The organism is Acinetobacter stercoris, from assembly GCF_900323515.1.
GTDB classification, from domain to species: Bacteria; Pseudomonadota; Gammaproteobacteria; order Pseudomonadales; family Moraxellaceae; genus Acinetobacter; species Acinetobacter stercoris.
The window spans coordinates 1-16,675 of sequence record NZ_OOGT01000007.1; the positions used below are offsets into that span (position 1 = coordinate 1).

Below are 16,675 nucleotides of genomic sequence, written 5' to 3' on the forward strand. Positions count from 1 at the left end.
AATATAAAGTGTTCAAGTTGATCTTATTGATTGTCACATATTGATATTTATTTTGTAGATATCATCTATTTGCGCTTCAAAAAATAAGTATTTTATCAAATTACTCCTTTTTTCTTTCCGTTAGAAAAGAGGTGATCCTGCTATGGAGTGTTTATATGACGTCAGATTCCGATATGACAGAAAGAAAAATACAACATTCTGTTTTAGTCAAAATCTTAGCTGTAGTATTTATTCTGTTTGGTCTTCCACTACTGTTTGGTGGAGGGTATCTCATCACACTCGGTGGTTCTTGGTACTATTTAATTGCTGGTTTGGCATTAATTGTGTCAGGGATATTACTCTTTAAAAATAAAATGTCAGGAGCTTGGCTCTTTGGCGCTTTCTTTATTTTAACCTTAATCTGGACAATCTGGGAAAGTGGTTCTCGGTTTTGGGGATGGGTTCCGCGTGTTGCAGTTTTCGCAGTTTTCGCTTTTTTCCTGACATTATTGTTACCGAAAATCGAGCGTGGCGCGAGTCGTAAAGTATCTTTGGGATTAACGGGTGTTATCGTTGTCTGTTTTGTTATTGCGGGCATTCTGGCATTTACACCTAAATTTACCTATGATTCTGGTCTGCCATTTCCAGATAAACCGCTTGTTAGTGAAAGTAAAGATCAAGATCAGGCTGATTCAGACTGGAAATATTATGGTCGTGATGCCAATGCAACACGTTATTCTCCATTGAAACAGATCAATGCTGATAATGTTGGGAAGCTGGAACGAGCATGGGTTTATCGTACTGGTGATTTACCACCAAAAGGTAAAATTAATAAATGGGCTGCGGAACATACACCAATTAAGGTGGGTAACGGTTTATATGTATGTAGTGCGACGAATAACATTAGCCGTGTAGATCCTGCAACAGGTAAAGAAATCTGGAAATTCAAATCAGGCGTAGCGTATAAGAGTGTTCCATACACAGCTGCATGCCGTGGTTTAACATATTATGAATCAAAAGTAATTCCAGCTGGACAGGCATGTCATACTCGTATCATCGTGGGTACTTTAGATATGCGTCTGCTTGCTGTGGATACTGAAACTGGTAAAGCATGTGCTGGCTTTGGTGAAAATGGTCAAACCAACTTACTGACTGGCATGGGTAAAACAGTTCCAAGTTTCTTGGCAATCACTGCGCCAGTTTCTATTGTAAAAGATACAATTGTGACTAGTCAGGAAGTGAAAGATAACCAAAGACGTTGGGCACCATCTGGCGTGGTTCGTGGCTATGATGCAGAAACTGGTAAATTCAAATGGGCTTGGGACGTAAACCGTCCAGGACAAAAAGGTGAACCTGGTCCAGGTGAAGAGTATAGTCGTGGTACACCAAACTCATGGACTGCTTCTGTGGGTGATGAAAAATTAGGTTTGGTTTATATCCCGATGGGTAACTCTGCTGCCGATCACTATGGTGCAATGCGTACACCTGAAGAAAATAAAGTTTCTTCTGCTGTTGTTGCATTAGATGCACAAACTGGTGATGTGCGCTGGGTCTATCAAACCGTACATAAAGATGTGTGGGATATGGACTTGGGTTCACAACCGACATTGATTGATTATCCGGATGCAACAGGTAAAGCTGTTCCTGCAATGCTGATTCCAACAAAATTGGGTCAGACATTCTTGATCAACCGTGTAAATGGTCAGCCACTGTCAACTGTTGAAGAACGTCCAGTTCCGAAAGGAGAGTTAAAGGAAGATCCGCTTTCTCCAACACAACCGTTCTCTGTTGACATTCCTCGTCTAGGCTTCCCTGCTTTAACTGAAAAGCAAATGTGGGGTATTTCACCAATCGACCAGATGATGTGTCGTATCAAGTTTAAAAAAGCCAATTATCAAGGTATGTTCACTGCACCTAGTCTATCTAAACCTTGGATTATGTATCCAGGTAATAATGGTGGTAGCGATTGGGGTAGTTATGCATATGATGCAAATCATGGTGTGATTATTGCGAACTGGAACAATACTCCGATGTATGCACAACTATTACAACGTAAAGATGTTGTGAAAGATGGCGTATATTCTCTGGATAATCCTAAATTTGATCCAAATTTAGTTAGTCCGAAACGTCCTATGGATGAAACACCTTATGGCGTTACAATTGGTCCATTCTTTAGCCCAACACAAATGCTATGTAGTGAACCACCTTACGGTATGATTAGTGCGATTGATTTGAATACTAAAAAAATCCTTTGGCAACATCCTTTAGGTAGTGCTGAGCGTAATGGTCCATTTGGTCTTCCTACTCATATGCCAATCAATATTGGTACACCAAACAATGGTGGTCCGATTATCACGGCTGGTGGCGTAGCATTTGTCGCTGCAACAACTGATGATAAGATTCGTGCAATTGATGTGAGAACAGGTAAAGAGCTTTGGAGTGATACACTTCCAGCAGGTGGTCAGGCAACGCCTATGACTTATTCACAAAATGGTGAGCAATACCTGGTCATTATGGCAGGTGGACACCACTTTATGAAAACTCCTGTGGGTGATTATCTTGTGGCTTATAAATTACCTAAGTCATAATATTTAAAGCTGGATTATCGTTGTATGGTATACAGCGATAATCGATTTTAAAAAGCTACATTATTATTTTAATGTAGCTTTTTTTATTGGATGTTGAGCAGTGAAATAGGGGAGTTGAAAGCCACTTTTGTTGTAGAGGAGGTGTCAAGCACATCAGCTAAGGTGTGTTGATCAAGACTCTGATAAAACTCATTCAAAGCGTGATCCAAAATACCTTTTAAACCGCAATTGCTGCGGAAAACACAGGGTGGCGTATTACATTCAACAATTTGCTGATTGCCTTGTAATATGCGAACGATAGTACCTAGTTTTAACTCAAGGGCTTCAGGATTAAGGCGAATACCACCTCCCTTACCACGAGTAGTCATAATCCAGTCTTGTTTACCCATGAAGTGCACAATCTTGACTAAATGGTTTTGCGATACATGCAAGTCTTCAGCAATTTCTGCAATGGTATATGGCATATCTCGAGGTCTTGAGATATACATCAGTATACGTAAGGCATAGTCTGTAAACTTATTGAGCTGCATAGAAATTAAAAATACAAGAATCTGGATAATATCTTAACTCGAAAGCATGAATAAAGGAAATTTTAAAAAATAGAAAGTGCTGAAGTTTTAAATTCAATTGTTTGATTTAAAAATATTTTTTATGATTTTAATGGGATGTGGGCTGATTTTATATTAAATAAAATCAGCCTTAAAGAAATATGTATGCAGAATGACTTAACCTTTTAAAGGTGCAGTGACTTGAACTTTATCGCCGACTTTATAATTGTCTAATAAGATATTGGCAACGGAATATTCAGTATGGTCTTTTTCAGGTTTAACTTCGATTTGATATTCAGATGAACTTTGAGCATCAGTAAAAGTAAATTGTTGTGGCTGTTGAATATTATGATTTGGTACTTGTACTTTCACTGAAATATATTGACCAGTTTGACCTTCTGGAACTGCTTGGGCGTCAGTAGGTTTAAGCGTAATTTTTTTACCTGCATCAGTTGTTTCAATTGCAGCAATCTCAAATTCACGCCAACCAGCCCAGCCTCCAGTTTGAGCTGCTAGACCATCATATTTTGCTTTTTCAGCGTTAATTAAAATATCTGCGAGCTGTAAATAAGCTTCTTTCCATGCAGCAATCAGGTCAGATTCCATTGGAACATTCAATACTTCGCTAATCGAATGAAGTAGATTTTCACCAACAATGGAATACTGGTCTGGCTGAATATCAAGACTCACATGCTTGGTTGCAATGTGTTCAACTGCTTTTGCTAAAACACTAGGGTTTTCAATGTGTTCTGCATAAGCTAAAACAGCCGCTGCAAGCGCACGTGGCTGACGACCAGTACTTTGATGATCGAGATTGAATACATTTTTTAAATCAGGATTATTGCCGAGCATTCTTTTATAAAAATAGCTGGTGAGTGCAACACCATTTTCACGTAATACTGGTACTGTATTTTTTACAAGTTCGATATGTTGTGGAGTCATGGCTAAAAACTACTGTTATGGCTATAAGATGTATTTAAAATACATCTTATAAAATGTAATGTAAATACTCTTCATAAAAAAACCATAAAAATATTAGGGGATATAAAAATATCCCCTAAAAAGCGCCAAACTGATTGGAAAATTAAATTTATCTTTTTCCAAATAACGACCCTAATAAACCTCGAACCAGTTTTTGACCTGTAGAACCACCTAGTGTGCGGGCAGCACTTTTTGCAAAAGTCCCGATCACATCCTGAGTGAGTTTGGCACGTGCAGCAGCGGCTTTTTCCTCTTCTTTGGCTTGCTGTTTTGCCAGCTTTTCTTGTTCTTTGGCAAGAGCTTGCTGTTGTTCCGCTTGAGCTCGTGCCTCGGCTTGAGCTTGCTGTTGTTGGGCGCTTTCAGTAATTTTACGTTGTAGCATTTCATAAGCGCTGTCACGATCAACTTCTTGCTCGTATACGCCAGCAATAATGCTTTGCTGCATTAAAGTTCTGCGTTCTTCTATCGTGATCGGGGAAAATGATGAATACGGAGGCATGACCATACCGCGTTCTACAATTTGTGGTGTACCTTGTTCATCTAAACAACTAATCAATGCCTCTCCTACAGCAAGTTGAGTGATTACTTCATCAACTTTGAATTCTGGATTGGCACGGAAAGTATCAGCAGCAGTTTTGACAGCTTTTTGATCTTTAGGAGTAAATGCACGAAGCGCGTGTTGCACACGGTTACCGAGTTGTCCAAGTACATCTTCGGGAATATCTAATGGGCTTTGTGTGATGAAATAAATACCAACACCTTTTGAGCGAATAAGACGAATAACCTGTTTGATTTTCTCTTGTAGGGCAGGACTGGCATTGTCAAAAAGTAAATGTGCTTCATCAAAGAAGAAAACCAGTTTAGGTTTATCCAGATCACCAACTTCTGGTAATTTTTCAAATAACTCAGATAGCATCCAAAGCAAGAAAGTAGCATATAGTTTTGGTGTATTCATCAGTTTATCAGCTGCTAACAAGTTGATATAACCCAGACCTTTTTCATCATTTTGGATAAAATCCAGAATGTCTAAGCTGGGTTCACCAAAAAATTTATCGCCGCCTTGATCACCTAGAGCGAGTAAATTACGCTGAATTGCACCTAGGCTTGCAGGAGATAGGTTTCCATATTCTGCTTTTAATTCTGCCGCATTCTCACTGACATAAGTCAGCATGGCTTTTAGGTCTTTAAAATCAATCAGCAATAATCCCTGATCGTCAGCAATACGATAGACAGCAGACAAAACGCCTTCCTGAGTATCATTTAGATTCAAAATCTGAGCCATCAGTAATGGACCTATTTCCGAAACAGTAGTGCGAATCGGATGACCCTGTTCACCAAATAAATCCCAGAAAACAGTGGGTGAAGCTGCGAAAGGAATACTTTCGATACCTAAACTTGCAATTCGTTCATCAAACTTCGGATTGCTACTACCGGCTTTGGCTATACTGGATACATCACCTTTGGCATCTGCTAAAAAAACAGGAACACCAATGCGTGAAAAGTTCTCTGCGAGTACTTTTAATGTGACAGTTTTACCTGTACCTGTTGCACCTGCAATCAACCCATGACGGTTGGCAAACTCAGAATGTAAAACGATTTGTTGTGCTGCGTCTGATGTTTTTTTCGCAATAACAAGTGGGGTGCCCATAATGTGTCCTATATGTTTTTAAATATGATTATCATTCATTTTTTCTAATGCATTTTGGATATCTTGAATCAGATCTTCTGGATCTTCAAGACCAATACAAAAGCGTACCAATATTCCTTTTGCCAAATGTGGTGTTGGCAATTTTCGCATTTGATTTAGTTGATAGAGCATTGCCAGACTAACAGGCCCCCCCCAACTAAATCCTAGTTTAAATAAACTTAAATTATCACAGAACTTACGAATTGCTGTTAAATCATATTCAGGTTTAAAAATAACACTGACTAAACCGGCACTTTGTTCTGTTGTGCAGATCTCTTTCCAGTGTTGATGACCTGCAGAGTCAGGGTTTGCTGGATGTAATACTTGGGAAAATGCATGATTTGTCTTTAACCACTGCATGATTTTTAAAGCACTCTTTGCCTGATGTTCATAGCGAATTTGCATTGAGGCAAGACTGCGTTGGACCTGTGCAGCATCATCACCAGAAATAGAAATCCCTTGGATAGAATGCATTTTGAAAAGTTGATGATGTAATTTTTTATCTTTGGTGACAACTGATCCCATCAGAATATCTCCGCCACCACTTGGATATTTTGTTAAGGCATGGATAGTGATATCAACACCGAGATGTTCTTCTGAAAAATCAAAAGCATTAAATGCCAAGCCTGCACCCCATGTATTGTCTAATGCTGTTAGCACATTCGCTTGTTTGGCTTTTTTTACAAGATTAACTAGATCAGGAAACTCTAAAGTAACTGAACCCGCAGCCTCCAGCCAAAGTAACTTGGTTTTCTCATTCGGCTGGAAGCTTTCAGCGAGGAGAGGGTTATACACTTTAACCACAACACCATAATGTTTTTGCAAGTAATCCAGATGCTCCATATTTGGACCATAAATATTATCAGCGACCCAAACCTCATCATCGCGATTTAAAAAACAGGAGTTCACAAGGTTAATGGCAGATAACCCACTTGGAGCAAGTAAACAATATCGACCACTTTCGATTTGAGCAATATTGTCACTTAAGGTAAATGTGGTTGGTGTTCCATGTGTGCCATAACTATAGTCATATTCATCTGTCCAGTGGCGATCAAAAAGTGCGGCAGTATTTTTAAAAATAATAGTAGATGCACGGAAAATGGGAGGTTGAATAGTTTCAATATACTGTGGTGCTTTACGTTCAGCATGAATGAGTGCTGTTTGAATTTTATTTTTCACGAATTTTCCAATAAACGTTTTAACATTTTGTTTAAGAAAACATATTCAGGACAAATGGCAAAGCAAAGAATTGTGAAAAAACATAAAAACTTTACTTTTAAAGTGATTTATTAATGAATTGTAAAAGTATTAATCTTGTTGGCTTTATTTTTGCAACATCAAAAAAGCATAAATAAAAATAGGCTATTCATCATGAAAAAATTAAAGGTTCATTATTTTCAGCATATTGCTGGTGAGGGATTTGGTAGTTGTTATGACTATTTAAAAACCCTTGGCGCAGAGATAACCGCAACGGAGTTTTTCGCTTTACCTACAGATTTAAGTTTTGATATTGAAGCTTTGCCTGATGTAGAAGATGTGGACTTGCTTATGATTATGGGTGGCACAATGAGTGTAAATGATGAAGTGAATTTCCCATGGCTAAAAATAGAAAAACGCTGGATTAGGCGCTATTTGGCACAATCAAAACCTGCAATAGGATTGTGTCTAGGGGGGCAGCTTATTGCAAACGCATTAGGTGCTTCAGTTACGCGAAATACGGTTCAAGAAATGGGTTGGAGCACTGTATACAAGAGTAATTATATTGAGAAGGATTGCTTTCAGATGCCAGCTGAAATACAGGTCATGCAATGGCATAGTGAAACATTTGATATTCCAAAAGGTGCTATACGACTGGCTGAAAGTAAAGTGTGTGCGAATCAATTATATCAAATAGGTACTAATGTACTGGGTTTTCAATTTCATCCGGAAATTACCAAGAGAGTACTTGATATTTTTATTGAGCATGAGGAGGAGTTGAATATATTTCAGGGGGCTGCTATACAGGCTATAAGTGAACTGAAAAACTCACAATCTCAACAGTTTATACAAGGTAATCAATTGTTAAATCAGGCAATAGATTATGTTTTAAGGGTGTAGTTGGTTCTGGCTATTTTTTAAACTCACCAATATTAAAAAAATAGTTAAAAATATGTAAAAAGGTCTGAAAAGGTTTGCTTAATGCATAAGCAGTCGTTATAATGGGCGACCCTTCGATAGGAAGGGCTGAATGGCGAAGAAAGTCATTCAGATCGTTACAGTCGTGGCATCGATCACGACCTTAGTGATAATTCACTGCTCTTGACACTTGCCTTCTTCAAAGTGGGGTGAGATGCGTCAAGGGTGATTCTTTATATATTTGGCTTGGAGTTAACTGGTATGTCTAACCAGAGAATTCGTATCCGTCTTAAGTCTTTTGATCATCGTTTAATTGATCAATCTTCTCAAGAGATCGTAGAAACAGCAAAACGTACTGGTGCACAAGTGTGTGGTCCAATCCCGATGCCTACTCGCATCGAACGTTTTAACGTTTTAACATCACCACACGTAAACAAAGATGCGCGTGACCAATATGAAATCCGCACATACAAACGTTTGATCGATATCGTTCAACCTACAGACAAAACTGTAGATGCATTGATGAAATTGGATCTTGCAGCTGGTGTTGATGTTCAGATCGCATTGGGTTAAGGCTTTCGGTTAATTAACACTCTGAGTTAATTAAGCCGCTTTTTTAGAGGTTTATGCACATGGCTATTGGTTTAGTCGGTCGCAAGTGCGGTATGACACGTATCTTTACAGATGCTGGTGTTTCTGTACCTGTTACAGTGATTGAGGTTGATCCTAACCGAATCACTCAAATCAAAACGCTTGAAACTGATGGTTATCAAGCAATTCAAATCACTACTGGTGAACGTCGCGAATCTCGCGTAACTAACGCTCAAAAAGGTCACTTTGCGAAAGCTGGTGTTGCTGCTGGTCGTTTGGTTAAAGAATTCCGCGTTGCAGAAGCTGATCTTGAAGGTCGTGAAGTTGGTGGTACTATCGGTGTTGATCTATTTACTGTAGGTCAAATCGTTGATGTAACTGGTCAGTCTAAAGGTAAAGGTTTCCAAGGTGGTGTTAAGCGTTGGAATTTCCGTACTCAAGACGCTACTCACGGTAACTCTGTTTCTCACCGTGTATTAGGTTCTACAGGTCAAAACCAAACTCCTGGTCGCGTGTTCAAAGGCAAAAAAATGGCTGGTCACTTAGGTGATGAACGCGTAACAGTACAAGGTCTTGAAATTGTATCTATCGACGCTGAACGTTCAGTTTTAGTTGTTAAAGGTGCGATTCCTGGTGCTACTGGTGGCGACGTTATCGTTCGTCCTACTATCAAGGCCTGAGGGGAAATAACGTGAATTTAAAAACTGTTTCCGGCTCTGCTGTTGAATTGTCTGAAGTTGCTTTCGGACGCGAATTTAACGAAGCTCTTGTACACCAAGTTGTTACAGCTTATTTAGCTGGTGGTCGTCAAGGTTCTCGTGCGCAAAAATCACGTGCAGACGTTTCTGGCGGTGGTAAAAAACCATTCCGTCAAAAAGGTACTGGCCGCGCTCGTGCTGGTTCTATTCGTAGCCCAATCTGGGTTGGTGGTGGTAAAACTTTTGCTGCTCGTCCACAAGATTGGTCTCAAAAAGTTAACCGCAAAATGTACCGCGGTGCAATGCAATGTATCTTAGCTGAACTTGTTCGCCAAGATCGTCTTGTATTAGTTGAAGAATTTGCTGTTGCAGCTCCTAAAACTAAAGAATTGCTTGCAAAACTTAACGACTTGAACGCTACTCGCGCATTGATCGTTACAGATGCTGTTGATGAGAATCTGTATCTTGCAGCTCGCAACCTTCCACACGTTGATGTGGTTGATGCTACTGCTATTGATCCTGTTGGCTTGATCGCGTTTGATAAAGTTGTAATGTCTGTTGCTGCTGCTAAGAAAATTGAGGTAGAACTCGGATGAACAACGAACGTATCTATCAAGTCCTAAAAGGACCTGTATTCTCAGAAAAAGCACAAGTTTTAGGTGAAACTGCTGGTGTTCAAGTATTTAAAGTTGCACTAGATGCAAACAAACTTGAAATCAAAAAAGCAGTTGAACAATTATTTGGTGTAGAAGTTGTTAAAGTTAACACAACTATCACTAAAGGTAAGACTAAGCGCTTTGGTCGTACATTGGGACGTCGTTCTGATGTTAAAAAAGCATACGTCACCCTGAAAGCTGGCCAAGATGTTGAAATGGCTGACTTGGGCGATACCGCTGAAAGCGCAGCGGAATAAGGACGAAAATTATGCCGATTCAAAAATGTAAGCCAACGTCTCCAGGGCGTCGCTTTGTAGAGAAAGTGGTTCATAGCCACCTTCACAAAGGCGCACCTTATGCTCCGTTGACAGAAGCTAAAAAACGTACTGGTGGTCGTAACAACAACGGTCACATCACGACTCGTCACGTTGGTGGTGGTCATAAACAACAGTACCGTATTGTTGACTTCAAACGTAACAAAGATGGCATTCCTGCTGTAGTTGAACGTATTGAATACGATCCTAACCGTACTTCACATATTGCTTTGTTGAAATATGCTGACGGTGAGCGTCGTTATATTATTGCACCTAAAGGTTTGCGTGCTGGTGATAAAGTGCAATCTGGTAACGATGCTCCAATTCGTACTGGTAACTGCTTGCCACTTCGCAACATGCCTATCGGTTCTACTCTTCACAACATCGAGCTTAAAATCGGTAAAGGTGCACAATTAGTGCGTTCTGCTGGTACTTCTGCTCAATTGTTGGGTCGTGACGGTTCATACGCAATCATTCGTCTTCGTTCAGGCGAAATGCGTAAAGTACATGTTGAATGCCGCGCTGTGTTAGGTGAAGTATCTAACTCAGAAAGCAACCTTCGCTCACTAGGTAAAGCTGGTGCTGCGCGCTGGCGTGGTGTTCGTCCTACCGTTCGTGGTATGGCGATGAACCCGATTGATCACCCACATGGTGGTGGTGAAGGGCGTAACAAAGGTATTCAACCTGTAAGCCCATGGGGTCAAAAAGCTAAAGGGTACAAGACACGTACCAATAAGCGTACGACTAAGATGATTATTCGCGACCGTCGCGTTAAGTAACAAGTAAAGGAATCTGACAATGCCTCGTTCTCTGAAAAAAGGCCCATTCGTCGATGCGCACTTGTTCGCTAAGGTTGAAGCGGCTGTTGCAAGTAATTCTCGCAAGCCGATCAAAACTTGGTCGCGTCGTTCGATGATCCTCCCGGATTTTGTTGGTTTAACAATTTCTGTACATAATGGCCGTAACCATGTTCCAGTGATCGTAACTGAACATATGGTAGGTCATAAACTAGGTGAATTCGCGCCAACTCGTACCTATCGTGGTCACGGTGTTGACAAGAAGTCTAAACGTTAATAGGTGCTAATGATGGAAGTAACTGCAAAATTACGCGGTGCCGCTATCTCGGCACAAAAGGCACGTTTGGTTGCAGATTTAATCCGTGGCAAATCAGTTGCTCACGCGCTTAATATCTTGAACTTCAGCAACAAAAAAGCTGCAGTTTTAGTGAAAAAAGCTTTGGAATCTGCTATCGCAAACGCTGAACATAATAACAGTTTAGATGTTGATGATCTTAAAGTTTCTACGATCTACGTTGATGAAGGCATGAGCCTTAAACGTATCATGCCACGTGCTAAAGGCCGTGCGGATCGTATTACTAAGCGTACTTGTCACATCACCGTTAAGGTAGGGGTTTGATATGGGTCAGAAGGTTCATCCAATCGGTATCCGCCTAGGTGTTGTGAAACGTCATAACGCTAACTGGTATGCGAATCCGAAACAATACGCTGAATACTTGCTTAAAGATTTGCAAGTTCGTGAGTTTTTAACTAAAAAACTTAAGAATGCAATGGTAAGCAATATTCTTATCGAACGTCCTACAGGTGCTGCTAAAGTAACAATTAGCACCGCACGTCCAGGTATCGTTATCGGTAAAAAAGGCGAAGACATTGAAAAATTACAACGCGAATTAACATCTATCATGGGTGTTCCTGCGCAAGTAAGCATCAACGAAATCGATCGCCCAGACTTAGACGCTCGTTTAGTTGCTGAAGCAATCGCTTCTCAATTAGAAAAACGTGTAATGTTCCGCCGTGCTATGAAACGTGCAGTACAAAACACTATGCGTGCTGGTGCTAAAGGTATCAAAGTTGAAGTTTCAGGCCGTTTAGGTGGTGCAGAAATCGCACGTACTGAATGGTATCGTGAAGGTCGTGTACCTTTGCATACTCTTCGTGCTGACATTGATTATGCAACAATGCGTGCTGAAACTACTTACGGTACGATTGGTGTTAAAGTTTGGATTTTCCGTGGAGAAATCCTGGGTGGCATGAAACAAGTCATGAACCCGGCTCCTGCTGAAGAACGTCCAGCTAAACGCGGTCGCGGTCGTGGTGAAGGTCAAGAGCGTCGTGGTCGTCGCAATGATCGTTCTGCTGATAAAGGAGAATAATCCATGTTGCAACCTAAACGTACTAAATTCCGTAAAGTGCAAAAAGGCCGTAACACTGGTCTAGCGCACCGTGGCAGTACAGTATCATTTGGTACTATCGCACTTAAATCAGTTGAACGTGGTCGTATGACTGCGCGTCAAATTGAAGCTGCGCGTCGTACCATTAGCCGTCGTGTAAAACGTGGTGGTAAAATCTTTATCCGTGTATTCCCGGACAAACCAATTACTGAAAAACCATTAGAAGTTCGTATGGGTAACGGTAAAGGTAATGTGGAATACTGGGTTTGTGAAATCAAGCCAGGTAAGATCCTGTACGAAATGGAAGGTGTAAGCGAAGAATTAGCGCGCGAAGCATTTACTTTAGCTGCTGCTAAACTTCCGTTTAAAACCGCTATCGTGACTCGGACGGTAATGTAATGAAAACTAAAGATCTACGTGAAAAGTCGGTAGAAGAGTTGCAAGCTTTGCTTGAAGAGCAACAGCTTAACCAATTCCGTCTTCGTATGGCGAAAGCAACTGGTCAATTGGGTAAATCGCACGAAGTGCAAGTTGCTCGTAAGACAATTGCTCGTATCAAGACACTCCTTACCGAAAAACAGGGGAACGGACAATGAGTGAAAAAACAGTCCGCACGTTAACTGGCAAAGTAGTAAGTGACAAAATGGACAAGTCTATTGTTGTTCTTATCGAACGCCGAGTTCAACACCCGTTGTACGGCAAATCAATCCGCCGTTCAACTAAATTACACGCTCATGATGAGAACAATACCGCTAAACTTGGCGATCTTGTAACCATCAAAGAAAGCCGCCCAATTTCTAAAACTAAAGCTTGGACTTTGGTTGAAGTTGTTGAAGCAGCTGCTGAGTAATTAGACGTTCTTGTTGCATCATCGGTCAATTTCGAGTACTCTTTGAGCCTTTCGAAATTGTGACCGGTGATGCTCGGTTTTGGAGTAGGGCAATGATTCAAACCGAAAGTATGCTCGACGTAGCAGACAACAGTGGTGCACGCCGCGTACAATGTATCAAAGTACTTGGTGGTTCACATCGTCGTTATGCTTCTGTTGGCGACATTATTAAAGTTACTGTAAAAGAAGCAATTCCACGTGGCCGTGTTAAAAAAGGTGACGTGATGAATGCAGTTGTAGTTCGCACAAAATTCGGTATTCGTCGTCCAGACGGTTCTGTGATCCGTTTTGATGACAATGCTGCTGTTATTTTGAACAACAACAAGGCTCCGATTGCCACTCGTATTTTCGGACCAGTGACTCGTGAACTTCGTACTGAACAGTTCATGAAAATCATTTCATTGGCTCCTGAAGTACTATAATAGAGGCAATCATGGCTAAGATTAAAAAAGGCGATCAAGTAATCGTGATCGCAGGTAAAGAAAAAGGCAAACAGGGTACTGTTTTGTCTGTTTCTAATGACCGAGTTAAGGTTGAAGGCCTTAATTTAGTTAAGAAGCATCAAAAGCCGAATCGTGTTACTGGCGCTGAAGGCGGCATCGTAACTCAAGAAGCTTCGCTTCATATCTCAAACGTGGCAATTTTTAATGCTACAACCCAAAAGGCTGACCGTGTTGGTTACCAAGTTGATGCTGAAGGCGCGAAAACTCGCGTATTCAAATCAAATGGTGAATCAGTGGCGGCGGCGAAGTAATAGGTTGACAAGGCAATGGCCAGACTTAAAGCGCGTTACAATGACGAACTTAAAGCTAAGTTGAAAGAAGAACTTGGCGTAGCTAATGTGATGGAAATTCCTCGCATTACTAAAATCACTCTAAACATGGGTGTTGGTGCAGCTTCAGCTGATAAGAAATTATTAGATGGCGCATTATCAGATATGCAAGCTATCGCTGGTCAAAAACCAGTGTTAACACTTGCACGTAAATCAATCGCGGGCTTCAAAATCCGTGATGGTTGGCCAATCGGTTGTAAAGTTACTTTACGTGGCGAACGTATGTACGAATTCTTAGACCGTTTGATCTCAATCGCAATCCCTCGTATCCGTGACTTCCGTGGTTTCTCTGCGAAATCTTTCGATGGTCGTGGTAACTACTCTATGGGCTTGAAAGAGCAAATCGTTTTCCCAGAAATCGATTTCGATAAGATTGATCGTATTCGTGGTATGGATATTACTATTACTACGACTGCTCGCACCGATGACGAAGGCCGTGCGCTTATGCGTGCATTCGGCTTCCCGTTCAAATAAGAGGTCGATATGGCTAAGAAAGGTATGATTAATCGCGAATTAAAACGCGAAAAAACAGTTGCTAAATACGCTGCAAAACGTGCTGAATACAAAGCTACTATTGCTAACGTAAATGCAAGTGATGAAGAGCGTTTTGAAGCGATGTTAAAATTACAAGCGTTGCCTCGTAATGCATCACCAGTTCGTCTACGTAACCGTTGTGGTTTAACTGGACGTCCTCATGGTTACTTCCGTAAGTTCGGTTTAAGCCGTAACAAATTACGTGATACAGTAATGCAAGGTGATGTACCTGGCGTTGTTAAGGCAAGCTGGTAAGGAGCGACTAAATGAGTATGCAAGATACCGTTGCCGACATGCTAACACGTGTTCGTAACGCACAAATGGCAAAAAAACAAACTGTTTCTATGCCAAATTCTAAGTTGAAAGTTGCGATTGCAAACGTACTTCAACAAGAAGGTTATATTTCAAATGTAGAAGTTGCTGATCTTGAAGGCAAAGCTACTTTGACTATTACTTTAAAATATTTTGAAGGCAAACCGGTTATTGAAACTGTGAAACGCGTAAGCCGTCCAGGTCTTCGCCAATATCGCGGTAAAGATAATCTTCCTAGCGTTAAGCAAGGATTGGGTATTGCAATTGTTTCTACAAGCAAAGGCATCATGACTGATCGCGCTGCACGTGCTGCAGGCGTTGGTGGTGAAGTTATTGCTTTTGTTTCTTAATAGGTGATTCCTCATGTCTCGTGTGGCTAAAGCCCCAGTAACTGTACCTAATGGTGTAACAGTTACTCAGAACGGCCGGCAGGTCGAAGTGAAAGGCAGTAAAGGTACTTTGTCTTTCAACCTGCATGCGCTGGTCGAGCTAAAACAGGAAGAAGGTAAACTTCAAATTGCTCCAGTTAAAGAGTCTAAAGACTCTTGGATGCAAGCTGGTACTGCTCGCGCTGTGTTAAATAACCTTGTAAAAGGTGTTAACGAAGGTTTCGAACGTAAGTTACAACTTATCGGTGTAGGTTATAAAGCTGCGGTTAAAGGTAATGTAGTTAACCTTAACCTTGGTTATTCACATCCAATCGATTACTCACTTCCAGAAGGCGTAACTGCTGAAACTCCGACTGCGACTGAGATTGTTCTCAAGTCAGCTAACAAACAATTGTTAGGTCAGGTTGCTGCAGAAATCCGTGCTTACCGTTCACCAGAACCATACAAAGGTAAAGGTGTTCGTTATTCGGATGAAGTTGTTCTTCGTAAAGAAGCTAAGAAGAAATAAGGCGCGAGGTTCTTATGAACGAAAAGAAACAATCCCGTTTGCGTCGTGCGAAAAGCACACGCTTGCACATTCGTGCATTGGGTGCGACTCGTTTGTGTGTAAACCGCACTCCGCGTCACATCTATGCTCAAGTTATTTCAGCAGATGGTGGCAAAGTATTAGCTCAAGCTTCTACTTTGGATGCATCTTTACGTAGCGGTTCGACTGGTAACATCGATGCTGCTACGAAAGTAGGTGCTTTAATCGCAGAACGTGCTAAAGCAGCTGGTGTAACTAAAGTTGCATTTGACCGTTCTGGTTTTAAATATCATGGTCGTATCAAAGCCTTGGCTGATGCTGCTCGTGAAAACGGCTTGGAGTTCTAATCATGGCTAAAGTTGAACAAAACGAAGGTCTTGTTGAAAAGCTGGTTGCCGTTGATCGTGTAGCCAAAGTTGTTAAGGGTGGTCGTATCTTCTCTTTCACAGCATTGACTGTGGTTGGTGATGGTAATGGTCGCGTAGGTTTTGGTCGTGGTAAAGCGCGTGAAGTTCCAGCTGCTATTTCTAAAGCACTTGAAGCTGCGCGTCGTAACATGATTACTGTTGACCTTGTTGATGGTACTGTACAGCACCCTATCCATGCTCGTCATGGTGCAAGTCATGTCTATATGCAACCTGCATCTGAAGGTACTGGCGTAATTGCTGGTGGTTCAATGCGTGCAGTTTTAGAAGCTGCTGGTGTGCGTAACGTATTGACTAAGTGTTATGGTTCTACTAACGCTGCAAATGTCGTAAATGCAACTTTTAATGGTTTGCGTGATATGACTTCTCCTGAAAAGGTTGCTGCGAAACGTGGTCTCTCAGTAGAACAAATTTTAGGGTAAT

At 41.0% G+C, this 16,675-nt stretch carries 24 protein-coding genes and 1 pseudogene; 21 read left to right on the forward strand and 4 right to left on the reverse strand.

The annotated features are described in order from the left end of the window. Positions 1–155: 155 nt before the first annotated feature. Positions 156–2,567 carry a membrane-bound PQQ-dependent dehydrogenase, glucose/quinate/shikimate family gene (locus tag KPC_RS01235; protein ID WP_121972640.1) on the forward strand — a complete coding sequence of 804 codons (2,412 nt, stop codon included), beginning with the start codon at positions 156–158 and terminating at the stop codon, positions 2,565–2,567. 83 nt (positions 2,568–2,650) lie between these two features. Here KPC_RS01235 and KPC_RS01240 read toward each other — a convergent pair whose 3' ends face one another. The 4 genes from KPC_RS01240 to KPC_RS01255 all read right to left on the reverse strand — a co-directional run bounded on the left by KPC_RS01240 (position 2,651) and on the right by KPC_RS01255 (position 6,962). Beyond that, positions 2,651–3,097 carry an RrF2 family transcriptional regulator gene (locus KPC_RS01240; RefSeq protein ID WP_121972641.1) on the reverse strand — a complete coding sequence of 149 codons (447 nt, stop codon included), beginning with the start codon at positions 3,095–3,097 and terminating at the stop codon, positions 2,651–2,653. Positions 3,098–3,292: 195 nt separating this feature from the next. Further along, positions 3,293–4,057 carry a globin domain-containing protein gene (locus KPC_RS01245; RefSeq protein WP_121972642.1) on the reverse strand — a complete coding sequence of 255 codons (765 nt, stop codon included), beginning with the start codon at positions 4,055–4,057 and terminating at the stop codon, positions 3,293–3,295. 148 nt (positions 4,058–4,205) lie between these two features. After that, positions 4,206–5,744 carry a helicase HerA-like domain-containing protein gene (locus tag KPC_RS01250; protein ID WP_121972643.1) on the reverse strand — a complete coding sequence of 513 codons (1,539 nt, stop codon included), beginning with the start codon at positions 5,742–5,744 and terminating at the stop codon, positions 4,206–4,208. Positions 5,745–5,762: 18 nt separating this feature from the next. Continuing rightward, positions 5,763–6,962, reverse strand: coding sequence for a PLP-dependent transferase (locus KPC_RS01255; protein ID WP_121972644.1), 1,200 nt, complete (start codon positions 6,960–6,962; stop codon positions 5,763–5,765). Positions 6,963–7,151: 189 nt separating this feature from the next. Here KPC_RS01255 and KPC_RS01260 point away from each other — a divergent pair, with 189 nt between their 5' ends. The 20 genes and pseudogenes from KPC_RS01260 to rpsE all read left to right on the forward strand — a co-directional run bounded on the left by KPC_RS01260 (position 7,152) and on the right by rpsE (position 16,674). Then, positions 7,152–7,880 (forward strand): type 1 glutamine amidotransferase, encoded by a 729-nt coding sequence (locus KPC_RS01260; protein WP_121972672.1) that lies wholly within the window; start codon positions 7,152–7,154, stop codon positions 7,878–7,880. A 279-nt stretch (positions 7,881–8,159) separates the two neighbouring features. After that, positions 8,160–8,471, forward strand: a complete 312-nt coding sequence (gene rpsJ / locus KPC_RS01265; RefSeq protein ID WP_004725677.1) for a 30S ribosomal protein S10 — start codon at positions 8,160–8,162, stop codon at positions 8,469–8,471. Positions 8,472–8,530: 59 nt separating this feature from the next. Continuing rightward, complete coding sequence (rplC, locus tag KPC_RS01270; protein ID WP_121972645.1) at positions 8,531–9,169, forward strand: 50S ribosomal protein L3; 639 nt, start codon at positions 8,531–8,533, stop codon at positions 9,167–9,169. Positions 9,170–9,180: 11 nt separating this feature from the next. After that, positions 9,181–9,783 (forward strand): 50S ribosomal protein L4, encoded by a 603-nt coding sequence (gene rplD / locus KPC_RS01275; protein WP_016654879.1) that lies wholly within the window; start codon positions 9,181–9,183, stop codon positions 9,781–9,783. Next, positions 9,780–10,100: a 50S ribosomal protein L23 gene (gene rplW / locus KPC_RS01280; RefSeq protein WP_004825192.1), complete on the forward strand. Its 321-nt coding sequence runs from the start codon at positions 9,780–9,782 to the stop codon at positions 10,098–10,100. The genes rplD and rplW overlap by 4 nt, the downstream gene beginning before the upstream one ends. 11 nt (positions 10,101–10,111) lie before the next feature. Next, the gene (gene rplB / locus KPC_RS01285; protein ID WP_121972646.1) at positions 10,112–10,936 is read left to right on the forward strand and encodes a 50S ribosomal protein L2; all 825 of its coding nucleotides are present in this window, start codon (positions 10,112–10,114) and stop codon (positions 10,934–10,936) included. Between the two features lie 19 nt (positions 10,937–10,955). Further along, positions 10,956–11,231: a 30S ribosomal protein S19 gene (gene rpsS / locus KPC_RS01290; protein WP_001138119.1), complete on the forward strand. Its 276-nt coding sequence runs from the start codon at positions 10,956–10,958 to the stop codon at positions 11,229–11,231. 12 nt (positions 11,232–11,243) lie between these two features. Next, a complete protein-coding gene (gene rplV / locus KPC_RS01295) occupies positions 11,244–11,573 on the forward strand; it encodes a 50S ribosomal protein L22 (protein ID WP_001982638.1) in 330 nt (109 codons plus the stop codon). 1 nt (position 11,574) lies between these two features. Then, positions 11,575–12,391 (forward strand): annotated as a pseudogene (gene rpsC / locus KPC_RS01300) (30S ribosomal protein S3). Beyond that, a complete protein-coding gene (gene rplP / locus KPC_RS01305) occupies positions 12,331–12,744 on the forward strand; it encodes a 50S ribosomal protein L16 (RefSeq protein ID WP_121972648.1) in 414 nt (137 codons plus the stop codon). Before rpsC ends, rplP begins: the two are co-directional and overlap by 61 nt. Then, positions 12,744–12,941 carry a 50S ribosomal protein L29 gene (gene rpmC, locus KPC_RS01310; RefSeq protein WP_004869536.1) on the forward strand — a complete coding sequence of 66 codons (198 nt, stop codon included), beginning with the start codon at positions 12,744–12,746 and terminating at the stop codon, positions 12,939–12,941. The genes rplP and rpmC overlap by 1 nt, the downstream gene beginning before the upstream one ends. After that, positions 12,938–13,195 carry a 30S ribosomal protein S17 gene (rpsQ, locus tag KPC_RS01315; protein WP_121972649.1) on the forward strand — a complete coding sequence of 86 codons (258 nt, stop codon included), beginning with the start codon at positions 12,938–12,940 and terminating at the stop codon, positions 13,193–13,195. The genes rpmC and rpsQ overlap by 4 nt, the downstream gene beginning before the upstream one ends. Before the next feature lie 92 nt (positions 13,196–13,287). After that, a complete protein-coding gene (gene rplN / locus KPC_RS01320) occupies positions 13,288–13,656 on the forward strand; it encodes a 50S ribosomal protein L14 (protein WP_004725701.1) in 369 nt (122 codons plus the stop codon). A gap of 11 nt (positions 13,657–13,667) precedes the next feature. After that, positions 13,668–13,988 carry a 50S ribosomal protein L24 gene (rplX, locus tag KPC_RS01325; RefSeq protein WP_121972650.1) on the forward strand — a complete coding sequence of 107 codons (321 nt, stop codon included), beginning with the start codon at positions 13,668–13,670 and terminating at the stop codon, positions 13,986–13,988. Between the two features lie 15 nt (positions 13,989–14,003). Then, positions 14,004–14,540, forward strand: coding sequence for a 50S ribosomal protein L5 (gene rplE / locus KPC_RS01330; protein ID WP_004869527.1), 537 nt, complete (start codon positions 14,004–14,006; stop codon positions 14,538–14,540). Positions 14,541–14,549: 9 nt separating this feature from the next. After that, entirely contained in the window at positions 14,550–14,855 is a 306-nt protein-coding gene (gene rpsN, locus KPC_RS01335) for a 30S ribosomal protein S14 (protein WP_121972651.1), read from the forward strand. Positions 14,856–14,866: 11 nt separating this feature from the next. Further along, positions 14,867–15,262 carry a 30S ribosomal protein S8 gene (gene rpsH / locus KPC_RS01340; protein WP_121972652.1) on the forward strand — a complete coding sequence of 132 codons (396 nt, stop codon included), beginning with the start codon at positions 14,867–14,869 and terminating at the stop codon, positions 15,260–15,262. A 13-nt stretch (positions 15,263–15,275) separates the two neighbouring features. Continuing rightward, positions 15,276–15,809 (forward strand): 50S ribosomal protein L6, encoded by a 534-nt coding sequence (gene rplF / locus KPC_RS01345; RefSeq protein WP_121972653.1) that lies wholly within the window; start codon positions 15,276–15,278, stop codon positions 15,807–15,809. A gap of 14 nt (positions 15,810–15,823) precedes the next feature. Then, entirely contained in the window at positions 15,824–16,174 is a 351-nt protein-coding gene (gene rplR / locus KPC_RS01350) for a 50S ribosomal protein L18 (RefSeq protein WP_121972654.1), read from the forward strand. Between the two features lie 2 nt (positions 16,175–16,176). Next, the gene (gene rpsE, locus KPC_RS01355) at positions 16,177–16,674 is read left to right on the forward strand and encodes a 30S ribosomal protein S5 (protein WP_121972655.1); all 498 of its coding nucleotides are present in this window, start codon (positions 16,177–16,179) and stop codon (positions 16,672–16,674) included. Position 16,675: the final 1 nt, after the last annotated feature.